Raw genomic sequence first — 21,510 nt, 5'->3', positions numbered from 1 at the left:
CGCATTTGACAAGTTAGATTCCGGGTGCAACGGTCCGGCGGGGTCGCGTCATACGACCTGTAGGATATCGCATGCTCTATTTCTTCCAGCAGGTGCTGAACGGGCTGCATTCGGGCGCGCTCTATGCGCTGCTCGCCTTCGGTTATGTGCTGACCAACGGCATCCTGCATCGCACCAACCTGGCTTACGGCGCGCTGTTCGCCTTCTGCGGCCAGACGATGATCCTGACCGCCGCCTTCGGCTATCAGGCGCTGTGGCTGACGCTGGCCGCCGCGGTAATGCTCGGCGTCGCCGCCGCCGTGCTTTATGCCGCGCTGATCAGCCATGTCCTGTCGCGCAGCGTTTTCGAGAGGCTCGCCGACCGCTCGCCCAACGCCATCGTGGTGACGACGCTCGGCATTCTCATCTTCCTGTCGGAAGCGAGCCGCATTGCCGCCGACACGCATGACCTGTGGCTGCCGCCGATGCTCGCCAACCCCGTCATCTTTGCCCAGAGTGAGGGCTTCAAGGTGACGCTCACCGTCATCCAGTTGCTCGATTGCGCTTGTATCATCGCGGTGGTGGCGCTGACGGCCTGGCTGTTCTCGCATTCGCATTTCGGCCGCGCCTGGCGCGCCGTCTCCGACGACCCGAAAGCGGCGGCGATGTGCGGCATCGACGTCACTGCCGTGTTCCGCCGCGCCGTGCTGTTCAGCGGCTTTTGCGCCGCCCTGGCCGGCGTGCTTGCCGGTCTCTATTACGGCAATGTCTCCTTCGGTACCGGGCTGGTCTACGGCCTCAAGATCCTGTTCGTGACGGCGGTCGGCGGCTATCTGTCGCCGCTCAAGGCGGCGCTTGGCGCCGCGGCCTTCGGCATGGCGGAATCGCTCTGGGCCGGCTATTTCCCGCTCGAATGGCGCGACGCCTGGATCTATCTCTTCCTCGTCGCCATGCTGGTGCTGATCGGCGCCGGGCGCGACCAGGCCAAGATCGCCTGAGCTCCCAGACTTTGGTTGCATGACGTGGCGTCATTCGGCGGCATTCCGCCTCTGCGCGGCTTGCCGATCTGTTTGCCTCGCTTTGTCATGTTGACCTGCCGGACCACGCACTGCATATCGTTGGGCCAAGCGGCGCGACACCGGAGGGGGAATCGGGCGCGCTGTCGGTACCAGGGAGGACTATGCATGGCAGGGCTGCTCGCTCTATCCAGGACAATCGACCGCATCAACGAGTTCATCGGCCGCTGGGTCTCGTGGCTGATCCTGCTCGCGATCCTGGTGAGCGCCGGCAATGCCGTCATCCGCAAGGTGTTCGACATCTCCTCCAACGCCTGGCTGGAGCTGCAGTGGTATCTGTTCGGCGCCGCCTTCATGCTGGCCGCCGCCTACACGCTGAAACAGAACGACCATATCCGCATCGACATCGTTTACGGCATGTTCCCGCGCCGCGTGCAGCACTGGATCGACCTTTTCGGCCATCTCTTTTTCCTGATGCCGTTCGTGGTGCTGATGGTGATCTACTTCGTACCGTACGTGTCGCTTTCCTTCCGCAGCGGCGAGATGTCGACCAATGCCGGCGGCCTGATCGTGTGGCCGGCCAAGGCAATCCTGCTGGTCGGCTTCTTCCTGCTCGCGCTGCAAGGGGTTTCCGAAATCATCAAGAAGATCGCCATCATGCGCGGCGACATGGACGATCCCACTCCCTTCATCTCGGCCCATGAGCAGGCCGAGCTCGAGGCCAAGGCGCTGGCCGAGGAAGCCAAGGCGCTCGCGGGCGAGGTGCGCTCGTGATCGAATTCATCGCGCAGAACATGGCGCCGATCATGTTCGCCTCGCTGGTCGTCTTCCTGTTGATCGGCTACCCCGTAGCCTTTTCGCTCGCCGCCAACGGGCTGATGTTCTTTTTTATCGGTGTCGTGCTGTCGCCCTATTCCGGCGGGTCGATCAACCTTGCCTGGCCGCTGCTGCATGCGCTTCCCGATAATTTCTACGGCACCAGGGTGATGTCCAACGACACGCTGTTGGCGATACCGTTCTTCACCTTCATGGGTATCGTGCTGGAGCGCTCCGGCATGGCCGAGGACCTGCTCGACACGATCGGGCAGCTGTTCGGGCCGATCCGCGGCGGCCTTGCCTATGCGGTGATCTTCGTCGGCGCGCTGCTTGCCGCAACGACCGGCGTGGTGGCCGCTTCGGTCATCGCCATGGGGCTGATCTCGCTGCCGATCATGTTGCGCTACGGCTACGACCGGCGCGTGGCCTCGGGCGTTATCGCCGCCTCCGGCACGCTGGCGCAGATCATCCCGCCGTCGCTGGTGCTGATCGTGCTGGCCGACCAGCTCGGACGCTCGGTCGGCGACATGTATGCCGGCGCGTTGATCCCCGGCCTCGTGCTCACCGGCATCTACATGCTCTACATCCTGATCATGTCGATCGTCCGGCCGAACTCGATGCCGGCGCTGCCGCTCGAGGCGCGTACGCTCGGCCACGGTGTGATATCTCTGCTGGTGGCGCTTGTGGTGACGGGCGCGATTTCCTACGCGGCCTATCGCTACCTTGCGCCGACCCACGGCGACAATGCCGACATCCTCGGCTTCGCCGTCGGCGTCATCGTCATCTATGTCGTCGCCATCCTCGACCAGCGGCTCCGTATCAACATGATGTCGAAGCTGGCGCAGCAGGTGGTGATCGTGCTGATCCCGCCGCTGGCGCTGATCTTCCTGGTTCTGGGCACCATCTTCCTCGGCATCGCCACGCCGACCGAAGGCGGCGCCATGGGCGCAGTCGGCGCGCTCATCATGGCGGCAATGAAGGGCCGCCTGACGATGGACGTCATCAACCAGGCGCTGGCCTCGACGACCCGGCTTTCCGCCTTCGTGCTGTTCATCCTGATCGGCGCGCGCGTCTTTTCGCTGACCTTCTACGGCGTCAACGGCCATATCTGGGTCGAGCACCTGCTGACCTCGCTGCCCGGCGGCGAGACCGGCTTCCTGATCGGCGTCAACATCCTGGTGTTCGTGCTTGCCTTCTTCCTCGATTTCTTCGAGCTCGCCTTCATCATCGTGCCGCTGCTGGCGCCGGCCGCCGACAAGCTCGGCATCGACCTGATCTGGTTCGGCGTGCTGCTCGGCGTCAACATGCAGACCAGCTTCATGCATCCGCCCTTCGGCTTCGCGCTGTTCTACCTGCGCTCGGTCGCGGCCCGAGTGCCCTATCTCGACAGGATCACCGGCAAGCAGATCGCGCCGATCAGCACCGGGCAGATCTATTGGGGCGCTGTGCCGTTCGTCCTGATCCAGGTGATCATGATCGCGCTGACCATCGCCTTCCCGCAAATGGTCATGCGCTACAAGGGCGCCGCGGTGGAGCCTAGCACCATCGACCTCAGGCTGCCCGACATGCCTTCGCTGTCGCCGCTCGGCACGCCCCCGGCGAACAACAATGGAGCTGCGCCGGCCAATGGTGGCGCTCCGGCGGCACCCGGCACACCCGACCTGTCGCAGCCGCCGAGCTTCGGCGATGCGCCGGCCAAGCCGGCGGCGCCGGCGCCCGACCTTTCGCAACCACCCAAATTCAATTGAGGTGAACCGCGTCATGAGAGCCGTGCGGCTGGAGAAAGTGGGCGGCATTGTGCTGCGCGAGGTTCCAAAACCCGTTGCCGGGCCTGAGGACGTTCTGGTGCGCATCGAGGCTTGCGGCGTCTGCGGCACCGACCGCCACCTCTTCCATGGCGAATTTCCCTGCACGCCGCCGGTGACGCTCGGCCATGAGTTCTCCGGCATCGTCGAAGCGGTCGGCGCGGCGGTGACGGGCGTTGCCGTCGGCGATCGCGTCACCGGGGATCCCAACATCGCCTGCGGGCGCTGCGCCCACTGCCATGCCGGCCGCGTCAATCTCTGCAGCAATCTGAGCGCCATCGGCATCCACCGCGACGGCGCCTTCGCCGACTATGTGCTGATGCCGCAAAGCCAAGCCTTCCGGCTGCCCGCAAACCTCAGGCCGATGCATGGCGCCTTCTGCGAGCCGCTCGCCTGCTGCCTGCACGGCGTCGACCTGGCCGCGATCCGGCCGGGCGCATCGGTCGTGGTGCTGGGCGGCGGCGTCATCGGCCTGCTCGTCGTGCAGCTGGCCAAGCTCGCGGGCGCGACGACCATCATCCTTTCGACCAGGCAGGCTTCGCGTCGCGCGCTCGCCGAGGAACTCGGCGCGACCGCGACGATCGACCCAAGCGCTGGCGACCCGATCGCGGCCGTCGCCGGGCCGAACGGCCTGATGCCCGGCGGCGTCGACGTGGTGCTGGAATGCGCCGGCGTGCGCGACACGGTGGAGCAGTCGATGCGCATGGCAAAGGCGGGCGGCACGGTGGTGATCGTCGGCGTCGTGCCGCAAGGCATGAAGGTGGAGATCGAGCCGTTCGATCTTCTGTTTCGGGAATTAAAGGTGCTCGGCTCCTTCCTCAACCCGTTCACGCATGGCCGGGCGGCTCAGCTGATCGCCTCCGGCGCGATCGAGGTCGACAGGTTGATCTCGAGGCAGGTCAGCCTGGAGGAGGCACCGGACGTGATCGCCAACCCACCGGCGCCGGGCGAGGTCAAGGTGCTGGTGGTGCCGGGCCAAGGCTGATGGCGCAGTTTTCCATCTTGCAACGTTGGCGATTGGCGAAACCGCCAATGAGGGCGCCCCTCTCCCCGTCCCTATACGGGGAGAGGATGCCGGCAGGCAGGTGAGGGGCGGCGCCGACGTCGGATGGAAGGTTAGACCCAGATCACGGCTCTAGGCTTTTCAATCGCCGAAGCCGGCGCTGCCCCTCATCCCCCTGCCGGGACCTTCTCCCCGTATAGTGACGGGGAGAAGGGGCTAATCTTCCTACAGCTTGCCGTTGCGCTGCTGCACCATCATGAAGGTGTCGTAATTGTATTCGGCGACCTGGGCCCAGAGATAGTGCTCCTTGCGGAAGGCCTTGATCGATTCCCAGATCTTCTTGAACGGCGCGTTGTTGGATTCCATCTCGGCATAGACCTCATTGGCCTTCTCGAAACAGGCGGCCATGATCTCCTGGCTGAACGGCGCCAGCTTGGCACCGTTCGACACAAGCCGCTTCACCGCCGCCGGATTGAGATAGTCGTACTTCTGCAGCATGTTGGCGTCCGCCGCTTGCGCGGCGGTATGCACCAGCGACTTGTAGGCCGGCGAAAGCTCTTCGTATTTGGCCTTGTTGAACATCAGATGCACGGTCGGGCCGCCTTCCCACCAACCGGGATAGTAGTAGTAGGGCGCGACCTTATAGAAGCCGAGCTTCTCGTCGTCATAGGGGCCGACCCATTCGGCGGCGTCGATGGTGCCCTTCTCCAGCGCCGGATAGATGTCGCCGCCGGCGATCTGCTGCGGTACGACGCCGAGCTTCTGCACAACTTTGCCGGCAAAGCCGCCGATGCGCATCTTGAGGCCCGAGAGATCGGCCACCGTGTTGATCTGCTTGCGGAACCAGCCGCCCATCTGAACGCCGGTATTGCCGCCCGGCAGGCCGAACAGCCCTTGCGTCGCGAGGAACTCGTTGAACAGGTCGATGCCGCCGCCATGATAGTGCCAGGCATTCATACCGCGCGCGTTGAGCGAGAAGGGCACTGCGGCACCGAGCGCCCAGGTCGGGTCCTTGCCCCAGTAATAGTATGCGACCGTATGGCAGGCCTCGACTGTGCCGGCCGTGGTGGCGTCCGCAGCCTGCAGGCCGGGCACGAGCTCACCGGAGGCGAAGACCTGGACCTGGAAATTGCCGTCGGTCGCCTCCGACAGCATTTTTGAGAAGACTTCCGCGCCGCCATAGATCGTGTCGAGCGATTTCGGGAAGGACGATGCCAGTCTCCACGTCACTTTCGGATTGGACTGGGCTATTGCCGGCGTGGCAAGCGCTGCGGCCGCAGCTGCAGCACCGACGCCGGACGCACCGGCCTTACGAATGAAAGAACGACGATCCATTAAGTTTCCTCCCTTGGGATCAGCTGACCGACGTCAGGGCATCCTCGTTGCCCGCATCGGTTGGGGAAGAAACATACACAGGCAAAGAATCGAGTCCAGCGTTGCGGGCAAGGTTGCCGCCATTCCGGCGCCGCGTGCAACTATAGTCTAACGAGCCTGCCGCTGGCCCATGCAAGGCAGCGAAACTTACCATGGCAAACTGCCTTCAGATCGCCTATTTTGTAGGCAGATTAACTCCTTAGCTCTCGAAGGAATCCAAACCCAAAATGCAGCAGCCGCTCGTCGCAGTCTCATCCGACGTCCGCCAGTTCGACAACTACACCTGGCACGCGGCACCCCAGCAATATCTGGAAGCGGCGGTAGCAGGCGCCGGCGTGTTTCCGCTGCTGGTGCCGTCCTTCGGCGACCGACTCGATCTCGACGAATTGCTGTCGTCGGTCGACGGCGTCATGGTGACGGGCTCGAAGTCCAACGTGCATCCCTCGCTCTATGGCGGCGATCCCAGCGAGGCCAACGGCCCCTACGATCCGGCGCGCGACGCAACCACGCTGCCGCTGATCCGCAAGGCCATCGAGCGAGGCGTGCCGTTGCTTGCCATCTGCCGCGGCATCCAGGAGCTGAACGTCGCGCTCGGCGGCACGCTGGGCACCGAGATCCAGGAGCGCGATGGCTCGCTCGACCACCGCGCGCCGGCGAGCGACAATCAGGACGAGCGCTTCGGCATCCACCAGACGATCTCGATCAAGCCCGGAAGCTGCCTTGCCGGCGTGTTCGGCGCCGGCGAAATCAAGGTGAATTCGCTGCATCGCCAGGCGATCGACCTGCTGGGCTCCAGGCTCCAGGTCGAGGCCTTGGCTAGCGACGGTACGATCGAAGCAGTCTCCGTCAAGGATGCCCGCGCCTTCGCCGTCGGCGTGCAATGGCACCCCGAGTATTGGGTGAAGTCGGACAGCAATTCCGCCAAGATCTTCAAGGCCTTCGGCGATGCCGTGCGCCTGCACGCGGCCGCGAAAACAGGTGCCCGCGCCGCGGCAGAGTAAGCTTGGACAGTTCCGCGGCTATTCGCTTGTGCTCAGCGCCAGAAGCGGCGCGGCCGGCGCGTAGGATTCGTAGCCGTCGCCATCGGCAACGCCGAAGGTGACGATCGGATCGACCCCGTCCTCACTGAAAGCGACCGAGCCGTCCGCCTGCTCGCGCCAGAATTTCGCGTGCTCGATGCCAGGCATCAGCTTGCGGCAGTTCGGGGCGACGGAAAGCAACGACAGGCCCTCCGAGACTTCGGCGCCGCGGTGGATGGCGCAGGCCGCTTCATCGCCATTGGCGGTCAGCCGATAGGCGTTTGTCGGGATGAGTTCGGTGGCCTCGCTCTGGCCGTTGCCGCCATGCAGGAACTGAACGCCCCCGAACAACGCTACCGATGCTACCAAGCCAACGAACAGCTTCACCCTGCCTCTCCACACATAACCAAGTATGCAGAATGATTCCAAAGGGTTAAGTGGGCGTTAATGAATGTGGCGACGGGTGCGGATTGGAGCAATTGGCTTTCCGTCCGGAATTGCACCAAAGCAAAGAGACAGGCGGTTCGCCGTTTCCGTGAGTTCGCCGTTTCCCTGAAACGGTGAAAAGCCTCAGGCGCGCGCCTTGACGTTGAGCATCTCCGGCACCGGCGTCAGCGGCCTGCGGTCGGTAAACCAGGCGACGAGGTTGTCGACGCACAAATCGGCCATGGCGCGGCGGGTGTGGACCGACGCCGAGCCGACATGCGGCAGAAGCGAGGCGTTGGGAGCATCGAGCAGGGCCTCCGGCACGTTCGGCTCGTCGGCAAAGACGTCGAGCCCGACGGCTGCGATGGTGCCGCTCTTGAGGGCGGCAGCAAGGGCTGCCTCGTCCACCGTCGAGCCGCGGCCGATATTGACGAAGACGCCGTTCGAACCCAGCGCCGACAAGACCTCGGCACTGACCGCTTTCTCGGTGGAGGCGCCGCCCGGGGCAATGCAGATCAGCGTGTCGACGGCTTCGGCAAGCCCCTTCAAAGTGGCATGATATTCGTAAGCCAGGCCTTCGACCTTGCGGCGGTTGTGATAGGCGATCGGCAGGCCGAAGGCTTCAAGGCGACGGGCGACGGCCCGGCCGATGCGGCCCATGCCGAAGATACCGACGCGGCGGCCGCGCAATGTAAGCCGGCTCAGGCGATAATTGCCCTTGGTCGCCCAGTCGCCGTCGCGCAGCCATTTCTCGGCGGCGTAGAGCTCGCGCATGGTGTTGATCAAAAGGCCGATGGCGGTATCGGCGACCTCCTCGGTCAAGACATCGGGCGTGTTGGTGACCATGACGCCGTGCTTGGCCGCGTGAGCGGCGTCGACCGAATCATAGCCGACGCCGAAGCTGGCGATAATCTCAAGATTTGGCAGCGCATCGATCATCGCCGCGTCGATGCCTGCGTAGGAGGCGATGCCGCGCACCGTGGCGCGCATCTCGTTCGTAACCAAAGACGGATCGGCGCGTTCGATCCGCACACACTTGAACGCCTCGTCGATGCGGCCGAGGGCATGGCCGTTGAAATCGCCCGGCACAAGGATGGCGACCGGCAGTTTTCCTTCGGCCTTGCTCATCCACGCTCCACCGGCTTGCCGGTCGACTGCCGCACATGCAGTTCCGGCTTGATCAGCTCCTGCGAGGGCCGCACTGCCTGCCCGTTCAATTTGTCGAGCAGGGCGCTGGCGGCGCGGCGGCCGACCTCGCGCTGGCCGTTCCAGACCGTGGTCAGGGCCGGTGTCGCGATTGCCGCCTCCTCGAGATCGTCATAGCCGGTGACCGAGATATCGACGCCCGGCACGAGGCCGGCGCGAGCGATGCCGTTCATCAACCCGATCGCGACCAGATCGTTCCAGCAGCAGGCAGCGGTGGGCCTGTCCTTCAGCGCCAGAAACTGTCCCGAGGCCTCGAAACCCGCCTGTTTGGTGCGCGGCCCGGGGATGCGCCAGGACGGCTTCACCTCCAGGCCGGCCGCCTCCATCGCGTTGAGATAGCCCTGGTAGCGGTCGCGGCCGGTCGAGGTCTGGTCGGTGCCGCCGACCATGGCGATGCGCTTGTGGCCGAGCGAGATCAGATGATTGGTGGCAAGCGCGGTGCCATAGGCATCGTCGCCGCGGAACACCGGCACATCGGCGCCGGCAACGGTGCGCGCGATCAGCACTGCCGGCAGGCCGTTCTCCTCGGCCATGATGATGTCCTCGGCCGGCGTGCCGATGGCCGGCGACATGATGACGCCGTCGGCGCCGAGCTGCAGCAGCGTGTCAATGAAGGTGCGCTGCTTTTCCAGCTGGTCGTAGTGGTTCGACAGGATGAAGGTCTGGCGGCTGCGGTCGAGCTCGCTTTCGATCGAGCGCAGGATCTCGGCGAAGAACGGGTTCATGATGTCGTGCACGACGACGCCGACGATGCCGGAGCGCGAGGTGCGCAACGAGGCGGCGCGACGGTTGTAGATATAGCCGATGGCGCGGGCGTGCTCCTTGATGCGCTCGCGCGTCGTGCCGGCGACCAGCGGGCTGTCGCGCAGCGCCAGCGACACCGTTGCCGTGGAGACGCCGAGCGCATCCGCGATCGTCGAAAGCTTGATCTTCTGTGCCAGTGCCCTTCGCTCCCCAGGGTCTTTAAATTTTTTAAAACGGCCTTATGCCACCGGATTCGGCGCAAATCAAAGTTTTTTCGCCAGCGCCTCGGCCTCGGTGTCGAGCGAGGCGGAGTTGCGGACGCGAAGCCGGTGCTCGCGATGGATGATGTAGAGCCCGCTAGCAACGATGATGGCGGCGCCGAGCAGCGTCCAGCGGTCGGGGAACTGGTGGAAGATCAGCCAGCCGGAGATGATCATCCACACCATCTGCGAATAGGGATAGGGCGCGAGCTGCGTCGTGGTCGCCAGACGATAGGCCCGGACCAGCAAATAGTGGCCGCCGGCGCCGAAGACGCCGAGCATCAACAGGATGACCCAGTGCCAGCCATCCTGCGGCAATGACAGCGAGAAAGGCAGCAGCGGCAGGAGCAGCACGGCGGGCGCCAGCGCCGAAAAGAGGATCAGGCTCTCCGAGGTCTCCGTCGACGACATGCGCCGCGTCATGATGACGTAAAAACTGTTCGACAGCATCGAGCCCAGCGCGAAGAGATGACCGATGCCGAACACGCCGACGCCAGGCCTGGTGATGATCAGCACGCCGACGAAGCCGGTGAGAATCGCCAGCCAGCGCCGCCAGCCGGCCCATTCGCCGAGCAGCGGGCCGGCAAGCGCGGTGATGACCATCGGGCCGAAGAAATAGATCGACGTTGTCTCGGCTAACTGCAGCGTGCGCAGCGCCAGGATATTGAACATGGTCGAGCCGAACAAAAGGACGCCCCGCAAGAGGTGCGCCGGCAGGTTGTTGGCGCGGAAGCGAACCGGCTCGCGCCAGCCGCGCAGGAAGATGCCGACCAGCAGGACGTGCACGGTGAAGCGGGCCCAGGCGACGATCAGCGCCGAGACGCCGGCCAGCACCAGATATTTGCTGGAGGTATCGAGAAAGGTGAAGCAGACATAGACGCACAGCATCAGAAGCATCGCCGCGGGCGGCGTTGCGCTGTCGTCATTGTTTCTGGGAGTGCTCAAGGTCGGGCCGAAGGAAGATAGACCTTATCCTTCTGCGGCAATCGCCGCTTGCCAGCAAGCCAAAAGCGACTGGCCCAACAAGCGCTTCGGACAGGCTTAGAACGCATCGCCGTCGGCGATTGGCTTGAACGCCGCTCGTCGTGATAGCGTTCAGGCTGATCGTCGAGCGATTGCCGACGCCTCCGCGACGTCGTCATCCACGGGCGGAGCGACGCGAAGCGGAGCGCAGACCCGAGGATCCATTCCGTGGTCTTCGACGTGGAGTGCAGCGGAGCAGAATTCTGCACCGCAGCAACGCTTTTAGGTAACGGAATGGATTCTATGGTCTGCGCGCGTCGCTTCGCTCCTTGCTCCGACATAGGATGACGACGTGTGGGCGTTCAGGCCAACCCCAAACGTCCGCAATTGGTCCTTCGGGCGAAGGCGCTTGTCACCCATTCAGCCATGCATGCGGGCGCCCTTGGTGATCTTGTCGACGAGCTTTTTCTCGCCGCGCATGGCGATGCCGACGACCTTGGCGTCGTCCGGGGCGAATTCGGCGAAGACGGCGCGGTTGGCGACGTCGTGCCCGGTCGAAAACATCTCCTCGACATAGGCGGACGTCGTCACGCCGCGTTCCAATGCCCGGCGGTGAATCGTACCCAGCGTCGCCGCATCGGCTGACAGGACGATGACCGGCTGGACCGACATCGGGTTGTAGAGGTTGCCGGCACGATCACGGTAAGCCTCGCCGATGATTTCGGGGAACTGCGCAACGATGCCGCTGGTCAGGAACGCGGTGACGTTGAGCTTCTGCCATACCGGCAGATCCTCTCTGAGAACAATTGCAATTTTCGTATCGAACGCCAAGATTGAGACTCCGAGACGGCCCGTGACGGGCGGGACAGGCGATGGCGCAGGCTCTAAGCGAAGAAGCGAAGGAAGGTCTTGAACGTTCGTGCGCGGATGCGGCCAACGGCGATCGCATCGTTTCGGCTCCGGGCGGCTCGGGTCTCGAACGCATCGAGGCGCGCTTCCATGGCAACGCCTTCGAGCTGCACCGGCACGACACCTACGCGATCGGCGTGACCTTGCATGGCGTGCAGCGCTTCCATTATCGCGGCGCGCTGCAACACAGCCTGCCCGGCCAGGTGATCGTGCTGCATCCGGACGAATTGCACGATGGCGGCGCCGGCACGCAAGACGGCCTGCGCTACAGGATCCTGTATCTGGAGCCATCCCTGCTGCTCGACTGCCTCGATGGCGAGCCGCTGCCTTTCGTTCGCGACGCCGTGGTCGACGATCCTCGCTTGCGCGATACGCTGCTGTCGGCGCTGGCACCGCTGGACGAGGCACTCGGCGACCTGTTCGTGGCAGATTTCGTTGTGCAGCTGGCGCAACAGCTGAAACGCCATGCCGGGCAGCCGGCAAAGTCAACGGGCAAGACCGCATGGCGCGCCGCCGCGCTTGCCCGCGACTATCTCGAGGAGAATGCCGAGCGACCGGTGCGCTCCGATGAGCTGGAAGCCGTCACCGGCCTCGACCGTTACGCGCTGTCGCGCCATTTTCGCGCGACCTATTCGACCAGCCCGCATCGCTTCCTGCTGATGCGCCGGCTGCAAAAGGCGCGGCGCATGATCGCCGAGCGCGAGTCGCTGGCGGAAATCGCCGCCGCCGCCGGCTTCAGCGACCAGAGCCATTTCAACCGGCATTTCAAGAAGGCGTTCGGCATGACGCCGGGGCGCTGGGCGGCGCTGGTGCGCGACGCGTAAGCGCGACGCGCAGCGTCGTCTCTCAGGCGCGATGCGCAGCATCGTCGCCTTCCGCTAAGCCGCCGATACTTGGGTGGTGCATGAAGCGACGACGCTTACGCGTCGCGCTTGCAATGCTAAGCCGGTGCGTGGAGCGACGATGCTGCGCATCGCGCTTAGGTCGCTCGAGACGACGCTTCGCGTCGCTCGTTAATGGGAACGTCTCGCAGTTGAGCGATGACGCTCACGCGTCACGCTTCATCCAACTCCGCGTCGTCATCCATCACCACCAGATCTTCGTTCGACAGATTCGCCTCGATGCGGGCCAGCAGCTTGAACAGCGCCTTCTGGTCCTTCTTGTCGAGGCCCTTCAGCGCCTGCTTCTCGGTCTTCTTGACCGACTTCTCGATGGCGCGGATGGTTTCGCGGCCGGATTCGGTGAGGAAGATATGGGCCTGGCGGGCATCGGCGTTGGAGGCGCGCTTTTCCAGGAAACCTTGCGCCTGCAGCCGGTTGATGGTCTTGGTGATGGTCGGCGGGCGCACGCCGAGCCGGCCGGCGAGATTGCCGGGGGTCTGGCCGTCCTCGCGGTCGAGCGCCAGCATGATCTGGTCCTGGCCGGCATAGAAACCGTGCGCCAGAAGCCGCGCGGCGAGCGCTGTGCGCGCCAGCCTTGCCGCCGAATGGAGCCGGCTCATTGTCGCTGTCTTGTCCGCCTTGGCCATGGTCGTTCCCTCTTCGGCCGAACCGGCGCGGACAAGCATATAGGCTGTCCGACGGCTGGCAAATGACGATTTAAAGAGTCCGGCTTGCAGAACGCTTTGCCGGCAAGCATTGCGGTGCCCGCGCAGGTGATGCCAGATGTTTATTTCAGTTAGATGACAAACGACTTTTGCACCGGCGAGATTCACAGCGGACGCTGGCGAAGGCCCTTGGGCGCTCGTGCGGCTTCTCCGTCTGGGGCTGCCTCTGCCGCCGCCATTCCGTGTGTGGCGCCGTCCCGCTTGGAGAGTCGGCCTGGTCCATCGGTTTGGCGCGTGCAAAAGCGCGACACCCATCCTATATCAGGCCGACAATCCAGGATTTTCGAGGCAACCCATGAGCGACGCACAGACGCAAATCCCCGTAACCGTTCTCACCGGCTATCTCGGCGCGGGCAAGACGACGCTGCTCAACCGCATTCTGTCGGAGAGCCACGGCAAGCGCTACGCCGTCATCGTCAACGAGTTCGGCGAGATCGGCATCGACAACGACCTGATCGTCGAATCCGACGAGGAAATCTACGAGATGAACAATGGCTGCGTGTGCTGCACAGTGCGCGGCGACCTGATCCGCGTGGTCGAAGGCCTGATGCGGCGACCCGGCCGCTTCGACGCCATCGTCGTCGAGACCACGGGCCTTGCCGACCCGGTGCCGGTGGCGCAGACCTTCTTCATGGACGACGACGTGCGCACCAAGACCAAGCTCGACGCGGTGGTGGCGCTGGTCGACGCCAAGCACCTGCCGCTGCGCCTTAAGGATTCCAAGGAAGCCGAGGACCAGATCGCCTTCGCCGACGTGGTGGTGCTGAACAAGACCGACCTCGTCACGCCTGATGAGCTTGAAAAGGTCGAAGCGACGATCCGCGCCATCAACCCGGCGGCCAGGATCCATCGCACCCAGCGTTCCGGCGTGGCGCTTGACGAAGTGCTCGACCGCGGCGCCTTCGACCTGTCGCGGGCGTTGGAGAACGATCCGCATTTCCTCGACGCGCACGACCACGATCATGATCATGATCATGATCGCGACGGTCACGATCATCACCATCACGACCATACTTCCGACATCCATGACGTGACGGTGAAGTCGGTGTCGCTGCGCGGCGGCGAGATGGACCCCAAGAAATTCTTCCCTTGGATCGAGAAGGTGACCCAGATGGAAGGACCGAACATCCTGCGGCTGAAGGGCATCATCGCGCTGAAGGGCGACGAGGACCGCTATGTGCTGCAGGGCGTGCACATGATCCTCGAAGGCGACCACCAGCGCGCCTGGAAGGATGGCGAAAAACACGAAAGCCGGCTGGTCTTCATCGGCCGCGATCTCGACGCCGATCGGCTTAGGAAGAGCTTTGAGGCCTGCCAGGCGGCTTGATTTCCGCGCCTTCTTCCTTCTCCCCTTGTGGGAGAAGGTGGCCGAGCGAAGCTCGGTCGGATGAGGGGTGTTCCAGGGAACGCCGACGTCTCACTCCGCTGGAACACCCTCATCCGTCTCGGCGCTGCGCGCCGATCCACCTTCTCCCACAAGGGGAGAAGGGAAAGTCGCAATGCCGGCGCCCTTCCCTTATCGCAATCCGAAGCGGGTTGAGGCCCTTAGCCCAACCGCTTATGGGAAGGGCAGGAATCTCAAATGGATTAAGTCCTCATGCCCACAGTCGCCCCGCTTGATCTCGAAGGCCATTGCGTCGCCGCCGTCTTCCTGAACGACGTGCCGCATTTTGCTCTGGCCGACGGCGCGATCCATCGGCTCGACAATGGGCACAAGACCGTGCAGGCCAATGACGGCCTGCTTGCCGCCTTCCATGACGCGGCCAACGACCGGCTGATCACCGGCGGCGAGGACGGCAAGGTGTTTGCCGTGAAGGCCGGCGGCGAGGTGAACGAGCTGGCCAGCGCCGGCAAAAAGTGGATCACCAGCGTCAGCGCCGGACCGCAGGGTGCGATCGCCTATGCCTCGGGCAAGACCGCCTTCGTGCGTTTCGCCGACGGCAAGATCAAGGAATTTGCCCATCCGCGCTCGGTGGAGGGGCTGGCCTTCTCGCCCAAGGGCATGCGTTTCGGCATCGCCCGCTACAATGGCGCGACGCTGCATTTCCCGGCCGCCGAGGGCAAGCCGGTGGAGCTCGAATGGGCCGGCGCCCATACCGGCCTCACCTTTTCGCCGGACGGCGCCTTCCTCGTCACCACCATGCAGGAAAACGCGCTGCATGGCTGGAAGCTCGCCGACGGCAAGCACATGCGCATGAGCGGCTATCCCGGCAAGGTCAAGAGCCTGTCCTGGAGCGTCAAGGGCAAATGGCTGGCGAGCTCCGGCGCGCCGGCGGCGATCGTGTGGCCGTTCGCCAGCAAAGACGGACCGATGGGCAAGGCGCCGCTGGAGCTCGGCACGCGCGGCAACACGATGGTGACCTGCGTCGCTTGCCATCCAAGCCAGGAGGTCACGGCCATCGGCTATGAGGACGGCATGGTGATCGCGGCGCGCTTCGCCGACGCCAAGGAAGTGCTGCTGCGCCGCCCCGGCAAGGGCGCCATCACGTCGATGATGTGGGACAAGGAAGAACGCCGCATCGTCTTCGGCAGCGCCGCCGGCGACTGCGGCGTGATCGATATCACCGCGTAGGCAGTCGGGAATAGGCAGTAGGCTTAGGGACGACGGCACCTACTGCCTACTGCCTACTGCCTACTGCCTACTGCCTGAGGGGGACTTCATGCATTCAATCGACCGGACTTCCATCGGCGGCATCGACGTCGCCCGCATCGCCGAATTGCGCGAGACGGAGGCGGCCGCGTTCCGCAAGGCGCGGCCGAAATCCGAGGCGAAGCTCGGCAACGGCATTGCCGGTTTCCTCGGCGGGGTGCCGATGCACTGGATGAGCGACTGGCCGACGCCGTTCCCGATCCTGGTCGACGGCGCCAAGGGCGCTACCATCACCGACATCGACGGCAACAAGCTCGACGATTTCTGCCTCGGCGACACCGGCTCGATGCTCGGCCATTCGCCGCCGGCGGTCACCCGCGCGATCCGCCGGCAGGCCGCTCGGGGTCTGACCTATATGCTGCCAAGCGAGGATGCGCTGGCGATCGGCCCACTCCTTCAGCAGCGCTTCGGTCTACCCTACTGGCAGATCGCCACCACCGCCACCGACGCCAACCGCTTTGCGCTGCGCGTCGCCCGCGCGGTGACCGGGCGCGAGAAGATCCTGGTCTTCAACGGCTGCTATCACGGCTCGGTCGACGAGACGATGGTGCGGCTGATCGACGGCAAGCCGGTGAACCGGCCTGGATTGGCCGGCGAATTCCGCGACCTGACGCGGACAACGAAGATCGTCGAATTCAACGATGTTGCAGCCTTGGAAGCAGCGCTGGCCGATCGCGATGTCGCCTGCGTCATCACCGAGCCGGTGCTGACCAATTCCTGCATGGTGCTGCCGGAACCCGGTTTCCACGACGCGCTGCGGCGCCTGACCCGCGCGGCCGGCACGCTGCTGCTTATCGACGAGACGCACACGATTTCGACCGGCCCGGGCGGCTATACGCGCAAGCACCGGCTGGAGCCGGATCTGTTCGTGCTCGGCAAGCCGGTTGCGGGCGGCGTGCCGGCGAGCATCTGGGGCATGAGCGAAGAGGTCGCCACGCGCTTTGGCGGCTACAACCAGACCAAGGAGCCCGGCTATTCCGGCATGGGCACGACGCTGTCGGCCAACCCGCTGCAATTCGCGGCGATGCGCGCCACGCTGGAAGAGGTGATGACCGAGGAAGCCTACGCGCATATGGACCGGCTGGCGCGCCGCCTCGATGCGGGGCTCTCCGCCGTTATTGAGCGCCACAGGCTACCCTGGCATGTCGCGCGGGTCGGCGCGCGCGTCGAGTTCATCTGCGCGCCTGGGCCGCTCGGGAACGGCGGCGAGGCGGAACAAGCGCATGCGCCGGAACTGGAAGCCGCCATCCATGTCGCGCTTGTCAATCGCGGCGTGCTGATCGCGCCGTTCCACAACATGATGCTGATCTCGCCGGCAACGACTTCGGCGCAGGTGAGCCGACTGATCGCCGCCTTCGCCGCGGTTGCGGCCAGGCTTACGGCGTGAGAAAAGCGGCGATGGACAATCTGAACGCCGTTACCACGTCTCCTTCCGGCTCGACGCCCGCCGAGCCGAAAGCCTTTCTCGACGCGCATCCTGAGATCGAGGCGTTCGACATCGTGCTCACCGACGCCAACGGCATCGGCCGGGGCAAGATCGTGCGCCGGCACGAGCTGATGGGCATTTTCGAGAACGGCCGGCATCTGCCGATCTCGATCCTCGGCCTCGACATCACCGGCGAGGATGTGCACGAAACCGGATTGGTGTGGGACACCGGCGACGGCGACCTCAGGGCATGGCCGATCCCCGGCACGCTGGTGCCGCTCTTCGGCACCAACCCGGCGCGCGGCCAGGTGCTGATGTCGATGCACCACCTCGACGGCCAGCCGATGACCTCCGATCCGCGGCTGGTGCTGGCAAGGCAGGTGGAATTGCTGGCGGCGCGCGGCTTGCATCCCGCCGGCGCCTTCGAGCTCGAGTTTTTCCTGCTGTCCAATGAGCGCGACGCGGACGGCAAAGTGCAAGCCGCCCGCGCGGTGCTCGACGGCCGGCGTTCGGCCAAGACCGAGGTCTATTCGGTCGACCATCTGCATGGCATGGAGCCGCTGTTTTCCGACATCTACGCCGCTGCGAGGGCGCAAGGCATTCCAGCCGAGACGGTGATCTCCGAGTACGCGCCCGGCCAGTACGAACTAACGCTCAACTACCGCACGGACGTGATGCGGGCGGCCGACGATCTCGTCATGCTGAAGCGGCTGGTGCGGGCGCAGGCGCGGCGGCACGGCGTCACCGCCTGCTTCATGGCCAAGCCCATCGAGGCCTATGCCGGATCGGGCATGCATTTCCATGTCTCGCTGCAGGATGATGGCGGCCGCAACGTCTTCACCGAGGCAGCCGGCGAGAAATGGTCGCTAAGCCTGCTCAACGCGCTTGGCGGCCTCATCCACACCATGGCGGAATCGATGCTGGTGTTTGCGCCGCACGCCAATTCATGGCGCCGCTTCGTCTCACAATCCTATGCCCCTGTGGCGCCCAGTTGGGGCGTCAACAATCGCTCGGTGGCGCTGCGCGTGCCGGCGGGCGACGCCAGGAACCGCCGCATCGAGCACCGGCCGTCGGGCGTCGACGCGAATCCGTACCTGGTCGCCGCAACGGTGCTGGCCGGCATCGTCAAGGGCCTGGACGAGGGTCTGGACCCTGGCCTCGAGACGACCGGGAACGGCTATGAACAAGCAACGGAGAAATCAACCATGCCGGCGGACTGGCGCGCTGCAATCGAAGCGGCCAGAGGCTCCGATTTCCTGAAGTCGGCGCTCGGCCCCGACCTGCACAGAACCTTCGTGGCGATCAAGCAGGCGGAATATCTGCGCGTTGCGCGGACCGTTAGTGAGCTGGACTATCATCTCTATCTGCATGAGGTTTGAGCACAGGGCCTGACAGGCGCGGCGATCACGTTTTGCCGACGGCAGGAGATGCCGAAGAAATATTGGCGGAACCTTCCCGCGGCCTCGCTCATTCCAGATTTGACAGCAGGAGCAAACAGAGCCGCGTCAGAGATGATCGACCGGATGCCAACCACCCCAGTACCGCGCCATGCCAAGGTGAAGGCCAAGCATTGGCCGACGCCCGAGCCGGCCGATGTGGTGGCGCCTGAAGCCGAAGATATTCAGGAGTTGCGCGAAGAGGCGAAGGGCTGCCGACGCTGCCCGCTTTGGCATGACGCAACGCAGACCGTGTTCGGCGAAGGACCGGAAAGCGCGGACGTGGTCTTCGTCGGCGAACAGCCAGGCGATCAGGAGGATCTGGCCGGCAAACCATTTGTCGGCCCGGCCGGTAGAATATTCGACAGCATCCTGGACGACGCCGAAATCGATCGCCGCAAGGTCTATGTGACCAATGCGGTCAAACATTTCAAATTCGAGCCGCGCGGCAAGCGGCGCATCCATTCCAAGCCCAACGCCGGCGAAATCCAGGCCTGCCGCTGGTGGCTGGACAAGGAGCTCGACCTCGTCAAGCCGAACCTCGTGGTGGCGCTCGGCGCGACGGCGGCGCAGTCGCTGCTCGGCAAGGCCGTGCTGATCACCAAGATGCGCGGCGATGTGATCGAGCGCGAGGATGGCTTGCGCATGTTTGTGACCATCCACCCCTCCTTCATCCTGCGCATCCGCGATCGGGAGGACAAGGAGGCCGAGAGGGACCGATTTTTGCAGGATATGCGGAAGGTGAAGGGGCTGATGAGGGCGTGATCGATTTAGCGCCCGAACGAGCCTCGCGTAGACGCACGGATCCTGCGACTTAGGAGATTGCCGAAACGCTCGTCGCTTCGTCATCCACGGGCGGAACAAGGAGCGCAGCGACGCGCGCAGACCCGAGGCCATTCCGTGACATACGAGCGTCGCAACGGTGCAGAGTTCTGCTCCGCTGCATCCTACGGCTCAGGTCACGGAATGGATTCCAGGGTCTTCGCGACGGAGCTTCGCTCCTGCTTCGCCCTGGAATGACGACGTCAGCGCTAATCGCGCTACCTAACGAGAATCGCCCTCAGATCATTCACATTCGTTCCGGTCGGACCCGGCACGAACAGATCCCCGACCGCGTTGAAGGCCGTCCAGGCATTGTTGCCGGCGAGCATCGCCTTGGCTTCGACGCCTGCCGCGCGCATGCGCGCCACGGTCGAGCCGTCGGCGAAGGCGCCGGCATTGTTCTCCGAGCCGTCGATGCCGTCGGTGTCGGCGGCCAAGGCATCGATGCCGCTCACGCCGTCGATGCTGATGGCGAAAGCCAGCAGGAATTCGGAATTGCGGCCGCCCTTGCCTTTTGCCCGCAACGTCACCGTGGTTTCGCCGCCGGAGAGGATCAGCACCGGCTTCTTGAAGGGACGGTTCCGCATCGCCACCTCGCGGGCGATCGCGGCATGGACGCCGCCGACCTCGCGCGCCTCGCCCTCGATTGCATCCGACAGGATGACGGCCTCGATGCCCTGCCGCTTCGCTTCGGCGGCGGCGGCTTCCAGAGAGACGCCGGCAGAGGCGGTCAGGTGCACTTCATTGCCGGCGAAGCGCGGATCGTCGGGGCGCGGCGCGTCCGCGGCCGGAGACTGGATATGCGCCATGACCGAGGCCGGCAGCTTCATGCCATAGGCGGCGATCGAGGCCAGCGCATCCGCGCGGCTGCCGGTGTCGGGAACGGTAGGTCCCGAGGCAACCAACGCCGGGTTGTCGCCGGGGATATCGGAGACGACCAGCGACACCACCCTCGCGGGATGGGCAGCGGCGGCCAGGCGCCCGCCCTTGATGGTCGAGACATGCTTGCGGATGGTGTTCATCGCCGCGATCGGCGCGCCGGAGGCAAGCAGCGCTTCATTGACGGCGATCTCATCAGCAAGCGTCAGCCCGGGAGCCGGTGACGGCAGCAAGGCCGAACCGCCGCCGGAAATCAGCGCCACCACAAGATCATCAGCAGTCAGGCCCCGCACCTTCTCCAGCAAGCGGCGCGACGCCTCGAGGCCAGCGGCATCCGGCACCGGGTGCGCTGCCTCGATAATCTCGATGCGCTCGCATCTGGCGCCATAGCCGTAGCGGGTGACGATCAAGCCGTCGATCGGTCCGTCCCAGACCTTTTCGAAAGCGGCGGCCATCTGCGCCGAGCCCTTGCCAGCGCCGATGACGATGGTGCGGCCTTTCGGCTTCGCCGGCAAATGATTGCGGATCGTCCTTTCCGGATCGGCGGCGGCGACGGCGGCGTTGAAGATCGAGGTGAGGAAGCTTTTCGGGTCGGTCATTTTTCTTCCGGCAGCGCGAGCCCGCTCGCGTCGATGCCAAGATGGGCGCAAAGCGCATCGACCACGACGCCATGATCCTCGCGCTCGGGCAGGCCCGAGACGGCGATGACGCCGATGACGCCGGCGCCCTTGACGGTGACCGGAAAGCCGCCGCCGGCCAGCACATAATCGGCAATGTCGAGCGCTTCGCCGACCTTGAAAGTGCGGTCCGGGCGCTGCTGCTCCAGCACCAGGCGATAGGTGCTTCTCAGGTAGCGCTTCACGACATTGATCTTGCGCCGCGCCCAATCGGGATTTGACGCGTTCGAACCCGGCATGGCGGCGTAGAAGAGCGGCCGGTCAAAGGTCCTGATGTCGACGATGATCGGAAGATCTTCCTTCAAAGCCCGGTCCCTGATGGCAGAGCCGATTTCGAAAGCCACGGCCTCGTCGAAGGCCGGAAAGACCAGCATGGCTTCCTGTTTCTTGATCAGAGCAATGTCGTCGGCGATGGCCATAGCCTTCCCCTGTCAAATGTCGACGCTCGCTTTGGCCGATGGCTGACGCCGGGTCAAGCGCGGAGGGCATGGAAT

Annotated in this window: 20 protein-coding genes; 11 read left to right on the top strand and 9 right to left on the bottom strand. The window is 64.6% G+C overall.

The genetic code is table 11. The annotated features are described in order from the left end of the window. The first annotated feature begins 71 nt into the window (after nt 1-71). The 4 genes from FJ419_RS02265 (at nt 72) to FJ419_RS02250 (ending at nt 4,601) form a co-directional block, all read left to right on the top strand. Nucleotides 72-977 (top strand): branched-chain amino acid ABC transporter permease, encoded by a 906-nt coding sequence (locus FJ419_RS02265; RefSeq protein ID WP_140687139.1) that lies wholly within the window; start codon nt 72-74, stop codon nt 975-977. 186 nt (nt 978-1,163) lie between these two features. Beyond that, nucleotides 1,164-1,769, top strand: a complete 606-nt coding sequence (locus FJ419_RS02260) for a TRAP transporter small permease subunit (protein WP_140628742.1) — start codon at nt 1,164-1,166, stop codon at nt 1,767-1,769. Continuing rightward, nucleotides 1,766-3,559, top strand: a complete 1,794-nt coding sequence (locus FJ419_RS02255) for a TRAP transporter large permease subunit (RefSeq protein ID WP_181170581.1) — start codon at nt 1,766-1,768, stop codon at nt 3,557-3,559. The genes FJ419_RS02260 and FJ419_RS02255 overlap by 4 nt, the downstream gene beginning before the upstream one ends. A 13-nt stretch (nt 3,560-3,572) precedes the next feature. Further along, the gene (locus FJ419_RS02250; protein ID WP_181170580.1) at nt 3,573-4,601 is read left to right on the top strand and encodes a zinc-dependent alcohol dehydrogenase family protein; all 1,029 of its coding nucleotides are present in this window, start codon (nt 3,573-3,575) and stop codon (nt 4,599-4,601) included. Nucleotides 4,602-4,844: 243 nt separating this feature from the next. On the opposite strand, the gene FJ419_RS02245 is transcribed toward FJ419_RS02250, so the two are convergent. Further along, nucleotides 4,845-5,954, bottom strand: coding sequence for a TRAP transporter substrate-binding protein (locus FJ419_RS02245; RefSeq protein ID WP_095769385.1), 1,110 nt, complete (start codon nt 5,952-5,954; stop codon nt 4,845-4,847). Nucleotides 5,955-6,220: 266 nt separating this feature from the next. Between FJ419_RS02245 and FJ419_RS02240 the strand changes: the two genes are divergently transcribed. Beyond that, on the top strand, nt 6,221-6,994 hold the full coding sequence (locus tag FJ419_RS02240; RefSeq protein ID WP_140687135.1) for a gamma-glutamyl-gamma-aminobutyrate hydrolase family protein: 774 nt from the start codon (nt 6,221-6,223) through the stop codon (nt 6,992-6,994). An 18-nt stretch (nt 6,995-7,012) separates the two neighbouring features. Here FJ419_RS02240 and FJ419_RS02235 read toward each other — a convergent pair whose 3' ends face one another. The 5 genes from FJ419_RS02235 to FJ419_RS02215 all read right to left on the bottom strand — a co-directional run bounded on the left by FJ419_RS02235 (nt 7,013) and on the right by FJ419_RS02215 (nt 11,442). Beyond that, nucleotides 7,013-7,399 (bottom strand): hypothetical protein, encoded by a 387-nt coding sequence (locus FJ419_RS02235; protein ID WP_140545857.1) that lies wholly within the window; start codon nt 7,397-7,399, stop codon nt 7,013-7,015. A gap of 183 nt (nt 7,400-7,582) precedes the next feature. Continuing rightward, a complete protein-coding gene (locus tag FJ419_RS02230) occupies nt 7,583-8,566 on the bottom strand; it encodes a 2-hydroxyacid dehydrogenase (RefSeq protein ID WP_140687133.1) in 984 nt (327 codons plus the stop codon). Further along, a complete protein-coding gene (locus tag FJ419_RS02225; RefSeq protein WP_140687130.1) occupies nt 8,563-9,585 on the bottom strand; it encodes a LacI family DNA-binding transcriptional regulator in 1,023 nt (340 codons plus the stop codon). Before FJ419_RS02225 ends, FJ419_RS02230 begins: the two co-directional genes overlap by 4 nt. Nucleotides 9,586-9,651: 66 nt before the next feature. Further along, complete coding sequence (locus FJ419_RS02220; RefSeq protein ID WP_176477149.1) at nt 9,652-10,536, bottom strand: DMT family transporter; 885 nt, start codon at nt 10,534-10,536, stop codon at nt 9,652-9,654. Between the two features lie 495 nt (nt 10,537-11,031). Beyond that, nucleotides 11,032-11,442: a DUF2000 family protein gene (locus tag FJ419_RS02215; RefSeq protein WP_140687125.1), complete on the bottom strand. Its 411-nt coding sequence runs from the start codon at nt 11,440-11,442 to the stop codon at nt 11,032-11,034. A 41-nt stretch (nt 11,443-11,483) separates the two neighbouring features. Here FJ419_RS02215 and FJ419_RS02210 point away from each other — a divergent pair, with 41 nt between their 5' ends. Then, on the top strand, nt 11,484-12,344 hold the full coding sequence (locus FJ419_RS02210; protein WP_140687123.1) for an AraC family transcriptional regulator: 861 nt from the start codon (nt 11,484-11,486) through the stop codon (nt 12,342-12,344). 230 nt (nt 12,345-12,574) lie between these two features. Here the strand turns inward: FJ419_RS02210 and FJ419_RS02205 are convergent, their stop codons facing one another. Beyond that, entirely contained in the window at nt 12,575-13,048 is a 474-nt protein-coding gene (locus FJ419_RS02205) for a MarR family transcriptional regulator (protein WP_140629717.1), read from the bottom strand. Between the two features lie 373 nt (nt 13,049-13,421). Between FJ419_RS02205 and FJ419_RS02200 the strand changes: the two genes are divergently transcribed. The 5 genes from FJ419_RS02200 to FJ419_RS02180 all read left to right on the top strand — a co-directional run bounded on the left by FJ419_RS02200 (nt 13,422) and on the right by FJ419_RS02180 (nt 19,403). Continuing rightward, nucleotides 13,422-14,453, top strand: coding sequence for a GTP-binding protein (locus tag FJ419_RS02200; protein WP_140687121.1), 1,032 nt, complete (start codon nt 13,422-13,424; stop codon nt 14,451-14,453). 270 nt (nt 14,454-14,723) lie between these two features. Then, the gene (locus tag FJ419_RS02195; protein WP_140687118.1) at nt 14,724-15,698 is read left to right on the top strand and encodes a WD40 repeat domain-containing protein; all 975 of its coding nucleotides are present in this window, start codon (nt 14,724-14,726) and stop codon (nt 15,696-15,698) included. Nucleotides 15,699-15,786: 88 nt separating this feature from the next. Further along, nucleotides 15,787-17,163, top strand: coding sequence for an aspartate aminotransferase family protein (locus FJ419_RS02190; protein WP_140687116.1), 1,377 nt, complete (start codon nt 15,787-15,789; stop codon nt 17,161-17,163). A gap of 11 nt (nt 17,164-17,174) precedes the next feature. Beyond that, a complete protein-coding gene (locus tag FJ419_RS02185; protein WP_140687114.1) occupies nt 17,175-18,581 on the top strand; it encodes a glutamine synthetase family protein in 1,407 nt (468 codons plus the stop codon). Between the two features lie 48 nt (nt 18,582-18,629). Continuing rightward, nucleotides 18,630-19,403 carry a UdgX family uracil-DNA binding protein gene (locus tag FJ419_RS02180; RefSeq protein ID WP_181170579.1) on the top strand — a complete coding sequence of 258 codons (774 nt, stop codon included), beginning with the start codon at nt 18,630-18,632 and terminating at the stop codon, nt 19,401-19,403. Between the two features lie 275 nt (nt 19,404-19,678). Here FJ419_RS02180 and FJ419_RS02175 read toward each other — a convergent pair whose 3' ends face one another. Both FJ419_RS02175 and FJ419_RS02170 read right to left on the bottom strand, forming a co-directional pair. After that, a complete protein-coding gene (locus FJ419_RS02175) occupies nt 19,679-20,938 on the bottom strand; it encodes a glycerate kinase (protein ID WP_140687109.1) in 1,260 nt (419 codons plus the stop codon). Further along, nucleotides 20,935-21,435 carry a heme-degrading domain-containing protein gene (locus tag FJ419_RS02170; RefSeq protein WP_140687107.1) on the bottom strand — a complete coding sequence of 167 codons (501 nt, stop codon included), beginning with the start codon at nt 21,433-21,435 and terminating at the stop codon, nt 20,935-20,937. The genes FJ419_RS02175 and FJ419_RS02170 overlap by 4 nt, the downstream gene beginning before the upstream one ends. Nucleotides 21,436-21,510: the final 75 nt, after the last annotated feature.

The sequence above is a fragment of the Mesorhizobium sp. B2-6-2 genome (genome assembly GCF_006440615.1).
In the GTDB taxonomy this organism is placed as follows: domain Bacteria; phylum Pseudomonadota; class Alphaproteobacteria; order Rhizobiales; family Rhizobiaceae; genus Mesorhizobium.
Note: the sequence above shows the minus strand (reverse complement) of the source record. Positions and strands in the feature narration are given on the sequence as shown.